14 protein-coding genes are annotated in these 13,911 nt (G+C 52.5%); 10 read left to right on the top strand and 4 right to left on the bottom strand.

What is annotated here, in order from left to right:
* Window positions 1–7: 7 nt before the first annotated feature.
* From mreD to csrD, 4 genes are all read right to left on the bottom strand, one after another.
* Window positions 8–496 (bottom strand): rod shape-determining protein MreD, encoded by a 489-nt coding sequence (gene mreD, locus AC0LWE_RS07870; RefSeq protein ID WP_015960665.1) that lies wholly within the window; start codon window positions 494–496, stop codon window positions 8–10.
* On the bottom strand, window positions 496–1,512 hold the full coding sequence (mreC, locus tag AC0LWE_RS07865) for a rod shape-determining protein MreC (RefSeq protein WP_131486431.1): 1,017 nt from the start codon (window positions 1,510–1,512) through the stop codon (window positions 496–498). The genes mreD and mreC overlap by 1 nt, the downstream gene beginning before the upstream one ends.
* A gap of 61 nt (window positions 1,513–1,573) precedes the next feature.
* Window positions 1,574–2,617 carry a rod shape-determining protein MreB gene (gene mreB / locus AC0LWE_RS07860; RefSeq protein ID WP_000913396.1) on the bottom strand — a complete coding sequence of 348 codons (1,044 nt, stop codon included), beginning with the start codon at window positions 2,615–2,617 and terminating at the stop codon, window positions 1,574–1,576.
* Window positions 2,618–2,898: 281 nt separating this feature from the next.
* A complete protein-coding gene (csrD, locus tag AC0LWE_RS07855; RefSeq protein WP_216980875.1) occupies window positions 2,899–4,839 on the bottom strand; it encodes an RNase E specificity factor CsrD in 1,941 nt (646 codons plus the stop codon).
* A 181-nt stretch (window positions 4,840–5,020) separates the two neighbouring features.
* Between csrD and acuI the strand changes: the two genes are divergently transcribed.
* The 10 genes from acuI (at window position 5,021) to AC0LWE_RS07805 (ending at window position 13,774) form a co-directional block, all read left to right on the top strand.
* Window positions 5,021–5,995, top strand: coding sequence for an acrylyl-CoA reductase (NADPH) (gene acuI, locus AC0LWE_RS07850; protein WP_131486433.1), 975 nt, complete (start codon window positions 5,021–5,023; stop codon window positions 5,993–5,995).
* Between the two features lie 78 nt (window positions 5,996–6,073).
* The gene (gene msrP, locus AC0LWE_RS07845) at window positions 6,074–7,075 is read left to right on the top strand and encodes a protein-methionine-sulfoxide reductase catalytic subunit MsrP (protein ID WP_059177285.1); all 1,002 of its coding nucleotides are present in this window, start codon (window positions 6,074–6,076) and stop codon (window positions 7,073–7,075) included.
* Window positions 7,076–7,675 carry a protein-methionine-sulfoxide reductase heme-binding subunit MsrQ gene (gene msrQ / locus AC0LWE_RS07840; RefSeq protein WP_059177284.1) on the top strand — a complete coding sequence of 200 codons (600 nt, stop codon included), beginning with the start codon at window positions 7,076–7,078 and terminating at the stop codon, window positions 7,673–7,675.
* 234 nt (window positions 7,676–7,909) lie between these two features.
* The gene (gene aroQ, locus AC0LWE_RS07835; protein ID WP_219347328.1) at window positions 7,910–8,362 is read left to right on the top strand and encodes a type II 3-dehydroquinate dehydratase; all 453 of its coding nucleotides are present in this window, start codon (window positions 7,910–7,912) and stop codon (window positions 8,360–8,362) included.
* Between the two features lie 21 nt (window positions 8,363–8,383).
* Window positions 8,384–8,848: an acetyl-CoA carboxylase biotin carboxyl carrier protein gene (gene accB / locus AC0LWE_RS07830; RefSeq protein WP_015960672.1), complete on the top strand. Its 465-nt coding sequence runs from the start codon at window positions 8,384–8,386 to the stop codon at window positions 8,846–8,848.
* 10 nt (window positions 8,849–8,858) lie between these two features.
* A complete protein-coding gene (gene accC / locus AC0LWE_RS07825) occupies window positions 8,859–10,208 on the top strand; it encodes an acetyl-CoA carboxylase biotin carboxylase subunit (RefSeq protein WP_059177282.1) in 1,350 nt (449 codons plus the stop codon).
* A 108-nt stretch (window positions 10,209–10,316) separates the two neighbouring features.
* The gene (locus tag AC0LWE_RS07820) at window positions 10,317–10,559 is read left to right on the top strand and encodes a YhdT family protein (protein WP_059177281.1); all 243 of its coding nucleotides are present in this window, start codon (window positions 10,317–10,319) and stop codon (window positions 10,557–10,559) included.
* Entirely contained in the window at window positions 10,549–12,000 is a 1,452-nt protein-coding gene (panF, locus tag AC0LWE_RS07815) for a sodium/pantothenate symporter (protein ID WP_059177280.1), read from the top strand. The genes AC0LWE_RS07820 and panF overlap by 11 nt, the downstream gene beginning before the upstream one ends.
* A gap of 11 nt (window positions 12,001–12,011) precedes the next feature.
* On the top strand, window positions 12,012–12,893 hold the full coding sequence (prmA, locus tag AC0LWE_RS07810; RefSeq protein WP_219347326.1) for a 50S ribosomal protein L11 methyltransferase: 882 nt from the start codon (window positions 12,012–12,014) through the stop codon (window positions 12,891–12,893).
* Window positions 12,894–13,033: 140 nt separating this feature from the next.
* Window positions 13,034–13,774, top strand: coding sequence for a carbonic anhydrase (locus AC0LWE_RS07805; RefSeq protein WP_474265198.1), 741 nt, complete (start codon window positions 13,034–13,036; stop codon window positions 13,772–13,774).
* Window positions 13,775–13,911 lie beyond the last annotated feature (137 nt).

Below are 13,911 nucleotides of genomic sequence, written 5' to 3'. Positions count from 1 at the left end.
AAACCTTTTATTGCACGGCAAACTGCTGGCGAATTTTACGCATCAGCAGGAACAACCACGGCCAGAGCACACCGTTAACTACACTACTCCAGAACACTTCCGGTCGGAAAGAGACGTTGATCACTAAAAACTCAGCCCAGAAAACAATGATATCCGCGGCAAGCGACAACAACATCACCACCAGCGCCTGTTGCCAGAGCGCGAGGTTTCGGAAAAGCTGGAATTTCAGTGCGACGAGGTACGCAATAATACTCATGGACAAGGCGCGCACGCCAAGCGTTGAGCCACTAATGAGATCCAGTATGGCACCCATCACAAAACCTGTGCCCACATTTACGCGGTGCGGCAGTGCGAGGGACCAGTAGAGTAAAATGAGCAGCACCCAGTTTGGCCGGAAAACGAGAAGGTCGTCCGGCCAGGGCATAACTTGCAGCAACAGTGCGATGAAGAACGAGAGCCAAATAACCCAACGGCCCTGACTACGATAGCTTGCCACTACTGCCCTCCTGAGGAGAGCTGCGGCGGCGGTGGCGCATCAGACGTTGGCTGCGTTAATCCCGTCGCAGGGGCTGGTACAGGTGCAGGCGGTCCCATGGAATCAGGCGCAGGCAGTACCTGTGGCATCATTTGCATTAAACGTTCATTGGCCACGCGGTGGACATCTTCCGGCGTCATTGGGTTTGTGCCATTACGATCGGCACCCCACAGCAGCAGAAGGTAACGCAAGCGCTGTAAACCCGCGGTCGGACGAGCCTGAATGACGGTGTAAGCGCGTTGTGTATCCAGCTTAACGGAGGAAACCACAGCCACCGGATAGCCTTCAGGGAAGCGACCACCCAGACCGGAGGTCACGAGGACGTCACCGACGCGAATATCGGTGTTAGCGGGCAGATGTTCAAGCTGTAAGTCATCCGTGCATCCGTTACCGGCTGCGATGATACGAATATCGTTGCGCAGTACCTGAATTGGCAACGCATGCGTTGCATCACAGATAAGCAGAACGCGGCTGGTCAACTTCGCCACCGCCACGACCTGACCCACAACCCCTTTATCACTGATCACGGGCTGGCCTTCGTAAACACCATTCACGCTGCCTTTGTCGATCACCACCTGATCGCTATACGGATCGTTAACGGTGGAGATCACCTGCGTCACCATTTTCTGCTCATCCTGACGCAGCGGCGAACCCAGCAGTTCACGCAGACGGGCGTTTTCCTGACGATACTGACCCAGCATTAGCAGTTCGCTGTTTTTTAGCAGCAGTTCCTGGCGTAAGGCCCGGTTTTCAAGCTCGAGTTGATCGCGCGAAGACAACGTTTGAGAAACGCTGTCGAGTAATTCACGGGGACCATTAGATACAAAGTAGAAAGGGCTGACGGCGGTATCCATGTATGTTCTGATTTGGCTGAACATACCAAGGCGGCTGTCGGCAATGATGATCCCAAGCGCTACCAGAACCCCCAGGATCAGGCGAAACTGCAGCGACGGGCCACGGCTAAAAATTGGCTTCATAGGCTATGCGTATTCTCGCGTCAGAGAGAAAGGGTAGCGATCGCTACCCTTTCACACCCGACTACTCTTCGCTGAACAAGTCGCCGCCGTGCATGTCGATCATTTCCAGCGCCTTGCCGCCGCCACGGGCTACGCAAGTCAGTGGATCTTCTGCAACTACGACAGGAATTCCTGTCTCTTCCATTAACAGGCGGTCGAGGTTACGCAGCAGCGCACCACCACCGGTCAGAACCATACCGCGTTCGGAGATGTCGGAAGCCAGTTCTGGCGGGCACTGCTCCAGCGCAACCATCACCGCGCTCACGATACCGGTCAGCGGCTCTTGCAGCGCTTCCAGGATTTCGTTGGAGTTCAGGGTAAAGCCACGCGGAACACCTTCAGCCAGGTTACGACCACGAACTTCAATTTCGCGGACTTCGTCGCCAGGATAAGCGGAACCGATTTCGTGCTTAATTCGCTCTGCGGTGGCTTCACCAATCAGAGAGCCGTAATTACGGCGCACATAATTAATAATGGCTTCATCGAAACGGTCACCACCGATACGCACGGAGGAGGAATAAACCACGCCGTTCAGGGAGATAACCGCCACTTCTGTGGTACCACCACCGATATCCACCACCATGGAACCCGTCGCTTCGGAAACCGGAAGACCGGCACCGATTGCAGCAGCCATTGGCTCTTCAATCAGGAAGACTTCACGCGCACCCGCACCCTGAGCAGACTCACGGATCGCACGACGCTCAACCTGAGTCGCACCCACCGGCACACAAACCAGCACGCGCGGACTTGGGCGCATGAAGCTATTGCTGTGAACCTGTTTGATGAAGTGCTGAAGCATTTTTTCGGTGACGAAGAAGTCAGCGATAACGCCATCTTTCATTGGGCGGATCGCGGCGATGTTACCTGGGGTACGACCCAGCATCTGCTTCGCATCATGTCCTACGGCTGCCACACTTTTAGGGGAGCCGGCACGATCCTGACGAATGGCCACAACGGAAGGCTCATTCAATACGATGCCTTGTCCTTTAACATAAATCAGGGTATTCGCAGTACCCAGGTCAATGGACAGGTCATTGGAAAACATGCCACGAAATTTTTTCAACATACTAGGGGATAATCCTGAAAGCTGGGGCGGAAAAATAAAATCCGCTTACTTTACCAACCACACGCAGCAGCGACAAGGCGCAAAAATCATCTGCTACGGTGAAAATTAGTGCAGCACGTTTCCTAATGTTACAAATGTATTACCTGATTCCATCAGGGCTGAGTCAACAGCTGCGTCCCTCACGTCTATTTGCAACATTCAAGGTCGTTCACTGGCGTTTTGCTCGTCATACTCAAAGCTACAGGCGCGATATTCTACGTGAAAACAAATTAAACGGCAGGTCAAACAGAGTATCTTTGCAAATATTTTTTCACATTGCTGTCAAGCGGCTGAGAGGACGCAATAAAATCCCCTTGACCACCCGCCACACCGCGCTCCGTCAACATCTGCCATTCACTCCGTGAACGTATGCCCGTGGCGAAGACTTGCGTCTGCGTACCCTTGCAGGCTTCGACCAGACTCTGAACCAAAAGTTGGTTTTCTGCGCGCTTTTCAATATTCCTGACCAGCCCCGGATGCAGCTTCAAAAGTTCGACATCCAGTTCTTTGATCCAGCTGGTACTGACCAGGGTTAAACCTGCCTGGGTCACCGCGATGCGTACGCCAAGCGCATTCAACAAACGGACCACAGGCTGTAAGCGGCTGATATGTTGACAGACATCTGCCTCTGCAAGTTCAAAAATAATGCGTTTACGTTGCGATTTTTCGCATTGCATTAAGACATCACGCAACCAGCGTTGAAAACGCGGGCGAATCAGCGACTCTACCGTAACCTGTAATGCCAGATTTTCTTCAGGCCAGAAAGATAAAAATGGGATAAGGCGCGAGATTTGTTGACGGTCGTATTCTTCAGAGAGACCAAACTGTAGCACCATCGGCAGATATTCGGCGGAAATGACCTCTTCGGTTCCGTCAAAGAGGCGACACATTAATTCACGATGATGAACCTGGCCGTTACGCAGGACTGCTGGCTTCTGATAAATGCGGGGTCCGCCCCGGCTCAGCATTTGCTCAATAAGTGTACGCCAACGTACGTTTCCGCGCCCCTTTTCTGGCAAAGAATCGTCATAAATCGCCCAGCTATTTGCGCCCTGCAACACAGCGTTGCGGGTTGCCGCTTCGGCATGCTCCATAACCTGTTGCGTCTGCTGCCCGCCACGCCAGGCGCAAATCCCGATATGGACCATGTCATCGCGATCGAGCATTTTGGTTTGCGGTAGTGAATCAACCGCTTTCAATAACTGGCTGGCGATACTTTCTGACTCTTTCAGCGTGCGGTGCGGTAACAGTACGGCGAAATCACTGCGGTGATAGCGGGCCAGTAGCGCGCCGGGATAGCGCATAATAAAGGTCGATAACAGATTAATCAGCGTGAAGAGGTGATCTTCTGCCACCGACCGGCCCCAGGTATCGCGCAGCAAATCAAAATCGGGCAGGCGAATGATCATCACCACCCCGTGCGTCCCAACCTTTTCAGGATCTTCCAGCAGCGTTCCCAGTTGATTATCAAAGAAAAGGCGGTTGTTTAAACCGGTTTTATTATCCTGCGCGGCATACGATCGAATCAGCGTATCCATCCGGCTGCGCTGCTCGCTGGCAAACTGAATTTCAGAGAGTAAAACATCGAGCGCACTGCTGGTACGCGACGGCCACTCATAGACCGAGCCGCGCACTTTAGCGCCTCGCTCTCCGTTTAAAATGCGCAGGGAGCGTGATTCCAGCAGCTCCTGCCCGGAAAGCTGACGTCGCAGCCAGCGCACAGCCAGAAAAATCAGTATCACCATAAAGCCCACCGCGAAAGTCAGCGGCGCGGTAGTCATCAACGAACGGAAATAATTGGCCATCGGGTCCTGATAGACCAACCGGATAGACATGCCTGGGCTTTTTAATGATTGCACCGTGAGCTCGCGGTACTGCGGGAGCGTGCCCACCGGACGATAGCTGCTTTGGCGAGCATGGCTGAGGACGACGTTGCTTCCCTGTAGGATGTCGATATGGACGATATCTACCGGCACCATGATTTCATCAAGCTGCTGCGACAGCGCGGGAAGGGTTGATGTTACGAGTCGCGTGTCGATGACGGACGCGACAGACTGCACTCGATTCGTTAACTTGTCCTGAATGGCGTTATAAAAGCTGAGCGAACAGCCTATCAGGGTGACAAAGATGGTTAACCCCGTCAGCAACGTAATAAAAGCCGAAAATTTCGTCGATAATCGCATCCTTGAGATTACTCCGCTGGTTGATGGGGTGAGTGAGCGCTAACTTTCATGTTTCGTGGCGCATACTAGCAAACCTGATATATCTGGCAAATTATTGCGTTAAATCGGCATAGCGTTTCAATGAGCGAGTATAGTCTCCAGAAATTATTTTCCAATCACCATGCTTAGTGAGGACATCTGTATGCAGGCATTGATCTTAGAACAACAAGACGGCAAAACCCTGGCGTCGGTTCAATCCATCGAGGCGACCCGCTTGCCTGAAGGCGACGTCACCGTTGACATTGACTGGTCCAGCCTGAACTACAAGGACGCACTCGCCATTACTGGCAAAGGTAAAATCATCCGAAACTTTCCGATGGTGCCTGGAATCGACTTCTCGGGTCATGTTCACGCGAGTGAAGATCCGCGTTTCCACGTTGGACAGCAGGTGCTGTTAACGGGCTGGGGCGTGGGTGAAAACCATTGGGGCGGACTGGCCGCGCAAGCCCGCGTTAAAGGCGACTGGCTTGTGCCAATGCCAAAAGGCATGGACGGTCGCAAAGCGATGATCATCGGTACGGCTGGCTTTACGGCGATGCTGTGCGTAATGGCGCTGGAAGACGCGGGAATTCGTCCCGAATCAGGTGAAATCGTGGTAACCGGTGCAAGTGGCGGTGTAGGCAGTACCGCCATCACCCTGCTGCACAAATTAGGCTATCAGGTTGCCGCCGTTTCTGGTCGTGAAAGCACGCATGATTACCTGCGTTCACTGGGTGCAAACCGCATTCTGGGTCGTGAAGAGTTTGCTGAAACCCGTCCGCTGGAAAAACAAATCTGGGCAGGTGCGGTGGATACCGTGGGCGACAAAGTGCTGGCAAAATTACTGGCGCAGATGAATTACGGTGGATGCGTTGCCGCTTGCGGTCTGGCGGGGGGTTTTGCCCTACCAACCACCGTGATGCCGTTTATTCTGCGTAATGTGCGTCTGCAAGGTGTGGATTCCGTGATGACGCCTGCCGCACGCCGCACGCAGGCCTGGGAGCGACTGGTCCGTGATTTACCGGAATCGTTCTATACCCAGAGCGCAACTGAAATCAGTCTTGAACAGGCACCTGAATTTGCTGAAAAAATCATGGACAACCAGTTCCATGGCCGCGCGCTGGTGAAGATTGCCTAATCTTCAAATTTTCGTGACATATTCGCGATAACTACACTCCTCCGTCATGCTTATAAAAAATGCATGACGGAGAGTGCCATGAAAAACCGAAAACTGACGGAAGCCGACGTAACGTCCGAATCTGTCTTTATGTTACAGCGCCGCCAGATCCTGAAGATGCTTGGTATCAGCGCCACCGCGCTTTCACTTTCCCCTGCCGCTCATGCCGACCTGCTTGACTGGTTTAAAGGCAATGACCGCCCCAAAGCGCCCTCCGGACAGCCGCTGGATTTTACCCAACCCGCACAATGGCAGAATAAACTGGCACTGACGCCAGAAGATAAAGTTACCGGTTACAACAATTTTTATGAATTTGGCCTGGATAAAGCGGACCCTGCCGCCAACGCAGGCAGTATGAAAACCGATCCCTGGACGCTCAAAATTGAAGGTGAAGTGGCAAAACCACTGACGCTGGATCATCACGATTTAACCACTCGATTCCCGCTTGAAGAGCGCATCTACCGCATGCGCTGCGTCGAAGCCTGGTCGATGGTAGTGCCGTGGGTTGGCTTCCCGCTGCATAAACTGCTGGCGCTGGTCGAACCCACCAGCAATGCAAAATATGTCTCTTTCCAGACGCTTTACTCGCCGGAGCAAATGCCGGGACAAAAGGACCGGTTTATCGGCGGTGGGCTGGCGTATCCCTACGTGGAAGGGCTTCGTCTGGATGAAGCCATGCACCCATTGACGCTGCTGACCGTTGGCGTGTATGGCAAGGCGCTGCCGCCGCAAAACGGTGCGCCTATCCGCTTAACCGTGCCGTGGAAATATGGTTTTAAGGGCATCAAATCGATTGTCAGCATCAAACTGACTCGCGAGCGCCCCCCTACAACGTGGAATTTGGCCGCCCCTGACGAATATGGATTTTTGGCGAACGTGAACCCCCACGTCGATCACCCGCGCTGGTCTCAAGCCACGGAGCGTTTTATCGGCTCGGGCGGTGCGCTGGACGTCAAACGCCAGCCGACATTGCTGTTTAACGGCTATGCGGATCAAGTCGCTTCTCTTTATCGGGGTATCAACTTGCAGGAGAATTTCTAAGTGCGTTTAACCGCAAAGCAGATTACCGGGTTAAAGGTGATTTTACACCTTGCCGGTTTGCTTCCTTTTATATGGTTATTCTGGGCGGCCAGTCAGGGCTATTTCAGCGCCGATCCGGCCAAAGATATCCAACATTTTACCGGTAGGATGGCTCTGAAATTTTTGTTAGCCAGCTTGCTGATTTCACCGCTGGCACGCTACGCTAAACAGCCATTATTGATCCGCACTCGCCGCCTTTTAGGCTTGTGGTGTTTTGCCTGGGCAACGCTCCATTTGACCAGTTACGCGTTGCTGGAACTGGGGATTAACAATCTGGCATTGCTCGGAAGCGAGCTAATATCGCGCCCGTATTTAACGCTAGGTATTGTAAGCTGGGTAATACTGCTTGCGCTGACGTTAACATCAACACAGTATGCGCAGCGAAAATTGGGCAGACGCTGGCAATTGCTGCATAACTTCGTTTATCTCGTTGCGATCCTGGCGCCGATACATTACCTGTGGTCGGTAAAGATTTTATCGCCGCAACCTGTCATCTATGCGTTGCTCGCACTCGGGCTTCTGGCATGGCGTTACAAGAAGTTCCGCCAGTGGTGGCGATAATCCGCTAAACTGTGCGTTTTCCCGCAGAATACCCATCAACCGCGAATCTTTTTGGCTTTGCGGTTGATAATCTTCCCTGATAAGACCAGTATTTAGCTGCCAAATGCTACGAAATCGTTATAATGTGCGACTTTGGTTTTCCTGACAGGGGTTTTGAGCCTCTGAAAAGGTGACAATTGCGCGTTGAAGGTATATTTTGTTTTTTACCCGAGATTCGCAGGAGATAGCGGCACAATGGCTGATAAATTCCACATCTTAGTTCTGAACGGACCGAACCTTAACATGCTCGGAACCCGTGAGCCGGAGAAGTACGGCTCTCAAACATTAAGCGAAATTGTTAACCGTCTGAGTACGGAAGCAGCGTCACTCAATGTGGAACTGGATCATTTTCAGTCAAATGCGGAGTACGCAATCATCGACCGAATTCATCAGGCTAAAGACACTGTGGACTATATCCTGATTAATCCGGCCGCGTTTACGCACACCAGTGTAGCTATCCGCGACGCACTGCTTGCCGTGAGCATCCCGTTTATCGAGATCCACCTGAGCAATGTGCATGCCCGTGAACCGTTCCGCCACCATTCATATCTGTCTGATATCGCCACGGGCGTTATCTGCGGACTTGGTGCTGACGGTTATTCATACGCTTTACAGACAGCGGTAAAACGCTTGTCACAATCACACTAAACAAGAGTACGGAACCCACTCATGGATATTCGTAAGATTAAAAAGCTGATCGAGCTGGTTGAAGAATCAGGCATCTCCGAACTGGAAATTTCTGAAGGCGAAGAGTCTGTACGCATCAGTCGTGCCGCGCCAAATGTTGGCTACCCAGTCATGCAGCAAGCTTATGCTGCACCTGTGATGCAACAGCCTGCTCTGTCTAACGCAGTCGCTCCGGCAGCAGAAGCGCCGGTTGCTGCAGCAGCCGAAATCAGTGGTCACATCGTACGTTCCCCAATGGTTGGTACTTTCTACCGCACCCCGAGCCCGGACGCGAAGGCGTTCATCGAAGTGGGTCAGAAAGTCAATGTAGGCGATACCCTGTGCATCGTTGAAGCCATGAAAATGATGAACCAAATCGAAGCAGACAAGTCTGGTACTGTGAAAGCGATTCTGGTCGAAAGTGGTCAGCCGGTAGAATTTGACGAGCCGCTGGTCGTCATCGAGTAACGAGGCGAACATGCTGGATAAAATTGTTATTGCCAACCGTGGCGAGATCGCACTGCGAATCCTTCGTGCCTGTAAAGAATTGGGCATCAAGACTGTTGCTGTGCATTCAAGCGCGGACCGCGATTTAAAACACGTATTACTGGCGGATGAGACGGTCTGTATCGGTCCGGCTCCGTCCGTAAAAAGTTATCTGAATATCCCGGCAATCATCAGCGCCGCTGAAATCACCGGCGCGGTGGCAATCCATCCGGGTTATGGCTTCCTCTCTGAGAATGCCAACTTTGCCGAGCAGGTTGAACGTTCTGGCTTTATCTTTATCGGCCCGAAAGCAGACACGATTCGCCTGATGGGTGACAAAGTCTCTGCAATCACCGCAATGAAGAAAGCTGGCGTACCAACTGTTCCTGGTTCCGACGGCCCTCTGACCGACGATATGGATGCTAACCGTGCCCATGCTAAACGCATTGGCTATCCGGTTATCATCAAAGCGTCCGGCGGCGGCGGCGGTCGTGGTATGCGCGTTGTACGTAGCGATACCGACCTGGCTCAGTCCATTGCCATGACCAAAGCTGAAGCGAAAGCGGCTTTCAGCAATGACATGGTTTACATGGAAAAATACCTGGAAAACCCACGTCACATCGAAATTCAGGTGTTGGCTGACGGTCAGGGTAACGCTATCTATCTGGCTGAGCGCGACTGCTCCATGCAGCGCCGTCACCAGAAAGTCGTTGAAGAAGCACCAGCGCCAGGCATCACGCCGGAACTGCGTCGCTACATCGGCGAGCGTTGCTCTAAAGCGTGCGTGGATATCGGTTATCGCGGTGCAGGTACGTTCGAGTTCCTGTTCGAAAACGGCGAGTTCTATTTCATCGAGATGAACACCCGTATTCAGGTTGAACACCCTGTCACCGAAATGATTACCGGTGTTGACCTGATTAAAGAACAGCTGCGTATCGCTGCGGGTCAGCCACTGTCCATCAAGCAGGAAGAAGTGATCGTCAAAGGTCATGCGGTAGAGTGTCGTATCAACGCCGAAGACCCGAACACCTTCCTGCCAAGCCCGGGTAAAATCACGCGTTTCCACGCGCCGGGCGGTTTTGGCGTGCGTTGGGAATCTCATATCTACGCTGGCTATACTGTGCCACCGTACTATGACTCAATGATTGGCAAGCTTATCTGCTATGGCGAAAATCGTGATGTGGCAATTGCCCGCATGAAGAACGCCTTGCAGGAACTGATCATCGACGGTATCAAAACCAACATTGATCTGCAGGTTCGTATCATGAACGACGAGCATTTCCAGAACGGTGGAACGAACATCCACTATCTGGAGAAAAAACTCGGTCTTCACGAAAAATAAGACTGCATTCTCATTAAAAGGCCGGAGATTCCGGCCTTTTTTATTTGTGGGGATCGCTAAGACCCATCATGTACAATCCCCGCTTTCTTCATCCACAAGGGATATAAAATGGACAAGCGTTTTGTTCAAGCCCATAAAGAAGCGCGCTGGGCGCTGTGGCTGACCCTTCTCTACCTTGTTGCTTGGTTAGTGACTGCTTACTTACCTGATTCGACCGCGGGGTTTACCGGCCTTCCACACTGGTTCGAAATGGCCTGCCTTCTGATGCCGCTGGTTTTTATTGTGCTGTGCTGGCTGATGGTGCGTTTTATCTTCCGCGATATCTCTTTGGAGGATAGCGATGCAAACTGAAATCATCGCCGTTCTGATTATTTATCTCTTCGTGGTATTCGGCCTTTCGGCTTACGCCATGCGCAAACGCAGCACCGGCTCGTTTCTCAGTGAGTATTTCCTGGGCAGCCGCTCGATGGGCGGTTTCGTTCTGGCGATGACGCTGACGGCAACCTATGTGAGCGCCAGCTCGTTTATCGGTGGCCCAGGTGCGGCGTATAAATATGGGTTAGGCTGGGTGCTGCTGGCCATGATTCAGGTCCCGACCATCTGGTTATCGCTGGGCATTTTAGGTAAAAAATTCGCGATTCTTGCCAGACGATACAATGCAATCACGCTGAATGACATGTTGCAGGCGCGCTACCAAAACCGCGCAGTGGTTTGGATCGCCAGCGTCAGTCTGCTGGTGGCGTTTGTCGGTGCAATTGCCGTGCAATTCATTGGTGGCGCGCGATTGCTGGAAACCGCTGCGGGCATTAAATACGAAAATGGCCTGTTGATTTTCGGCATTACCATCGCGCTGTATACCGCGTTTGGCGGTTTCCGTGCCAGCGTGTTGAACGACACCATGCAAGGCATGGTGATGCTGATAGGCACGCTGGTGCTGCTGGTTGGCGTGATTTACGCGGCCGGCGGTTTGGGCAATGCGGTAGAAACGCTGGAGAAGATCGATCCGAAGCTGGTGAGCCCCCACGGTGCGGACGACATTCTTACCCCGGCATTTATGACGTCATTCTGGGTGCTGGTGTGCTTTGGCGTGATCGGTCTGCCCCATACCGCCGTGCGCTGTATCTCTTATAAAGACAGCAAAGCGGTTCACCGCGGAATTATTATCGGCACTGTCGTGGTGTCGCTGCTGATGCTGGGAATGCACCTGGCAGGGGCGCTAGGCCGCGCGATATTACCTAATCTGACGGTGCCGGATCAGGTGATCCCCACCTTAATGGTGCAAGTATTACCGCCGTGGGCCGCGGGTTTGTTCCTCGCCGCGCCGATGGCAGCCATAATGTCGAATGTGAATGCGCATTTGTTGCAAGCCTCTGCCACGATCATCAAAGATCTGTGGCTCAGCGCACAACCCACTAAAATCCATAATGAGCATCGCCTGAAGCGTATCTCAACCTGGACAACGCTGGTGCTGGGCATTTTGATGATGCTTGCCGCATGGCGTCCACCGGAGATGATCATCTGGTTAAACCTGCTGGCATTCGGCGGACTGGAGGCGGTATTCCTGTGGCCGCTGGTGCTCGGTCTGTACTGGGAACGCGCAAATGCGGCGGGTGCGCTCAGCGGAATGATTGTGGGTGGCGTACTGTACGCGGTGCTCGCCACGTTTAAAATTCAGTATCTGGGCTTCCATCCGATTGTGCCTTCGTTACTGTTAAGTTTGCTGGCGTTTGTGGTAGGGAACCGTTTCGGTCAACCCGTCCCACAGGCGGCCGTCATTTCTACTCATAAATAAAGAGTTTTGCCATGCCGTGGATCCAACTAAAACTGAATACAACCGGCGCGAACGCCGAAGAACTGAGTGATGCGTTAATGGAAGTCGGATCGGTTTCCATTACTTTCCAGGACACGCATGATACGCCGGTGTTTGAACCCTTGCCCGGCGAAACGCGCCTGTGGGGTGATACCGACGTCATTGGCCTGTTTGACGCCGAAACTGACATGAAAGACGTCGTGGCGATTCTGGAAAACCACCCGCTTCTGGGTACGGGATTTGTGCATAAAATCGAGCAACTGGAAGACAAAGACTGGGAACGCGAGTGGATGGATAATTTCCACCCGATGCAGTTCGGCAAACGTCTGTGGATCTGCCCAAGCTGGCGCGATGTGCCGGATGCCAATGCCGTAAACGTGATGCTCGATCCGGGCCTGGCATTTGGTACGGGTACCCATCCAACCACCTCTCTGTGCCTGCAATGGCTTGATGGACTGGATCTGGAAGGGAAAACGGTGATCGATTTCGGCTGTGGATCCGGGATCCTCGCCATTGCCGCACTGAAACTCGGCGCCGCCAAAGCGATCGGGATCGATATCGATCCGCAGGCGATTCAGGCCAGCCGCGATAATGCCGAGCGAAACGGGGTGTCCGATCGCCTTGAACTCTATTTACCTAATGACCAGCCAGAAGCCATGAAAGCGGATGTCGTGGTCGCAAACATCCTGGCAGGCCCGTTACGTGAGCTGGCACCGTTAATCAGCGTGCTGCCCGTTGAGGGCGGTTTACTGGGGCTTTCCGGCATTCTGGCCAGCCAGGCAGACAGCGTGTGTGAAGCCTACACTGAGCGCTTCGATCTCGATCCGGTGGTTGAGAAAGAAGAGTGGTGTCGCATTACAGGTCGTAAGAAGTAATCCCTTCTGGCGTGATCGGTCGATCACGCCATTTTTACTGCAAAAATTCTCCACGCCCGTTATTTCCCTCCGGTATAATAACCATGTAAATCATATGCCTATTATATGATTTAAATGACTAAATTCACCGGAAGAATATTATGACCCCATTTATTGGTAAGGCAGCAATCCTGGCGCTGAGCATCGTGTCTGCTTCAGCTTATGCATCTCACTGGAGCTATGAGGGCGAAGGTGCCCCGGAGCATTGGGGTGCGCTGGATGAGGCGTATAAAAACTGTCAAAGCGGAATGAACCAGTCCCCTGTTAATATCGACTCAACGATTAAAGCCCATCTCACACCGTTAAAAACCCATTACATCGATGGCCCTGTCACGTTGACCAATAACGGCCATACGATTCAGCCGGTCGAAAAGCCAGACACGGCAGATACAATCACGCTTGATAATCAGGCCTGGGCTTTGCAGCAATTCCACTTCCATGCGCCGAGTGAAAATACGATCCACGGTAAAAAATTCGACATGGAAATGCACCTTGTTCATAAAAATGCCGAGGGTGCACTGACCGTGGTTGCGGTGATGTTCGATAAAGGGGCCGCCAACGCAGAGCTTGATAAACTGTGGGGGATCATGCCGGGACAAGCCGAACAATCCGCGACGCTGGAAACGAAACTTGACCTGAACAAGCTCTTACCTAAAAACAAAACCTACTGGCGGTTTAGCGGTTCTCTGACAACGCCGCCTTGTTCAGAAGGGGTAACCTGGATTGTACTCAAAAATCCGATGACCCTCTCCGCCGCTCAGTTGGAAAAATTCACCCACACTATGCATCACGATAATAACCGCCCGGTACAGTCACTTCATGGGCGTGTTGTGGTTGAATAATGTTCACATTGCGCGCTGATATCATGTCCTGAAATGGGACCCAGATCGCAAAGAAGGGCAATAATCTGCTGCTAAAAACAGCAGATTATCCCGATTAAATGATTCATTCATCGAGAAATGATGAGAAGTTACGGGAA

This window comes from Lelliottia sp. RD5, assembly GCF_056032945.1.
The sequence above is the reverse complement of the archived record's forward strand: the minus strand, read 5'-3'. Positions and strand labels throughout refer to the sequence as shown.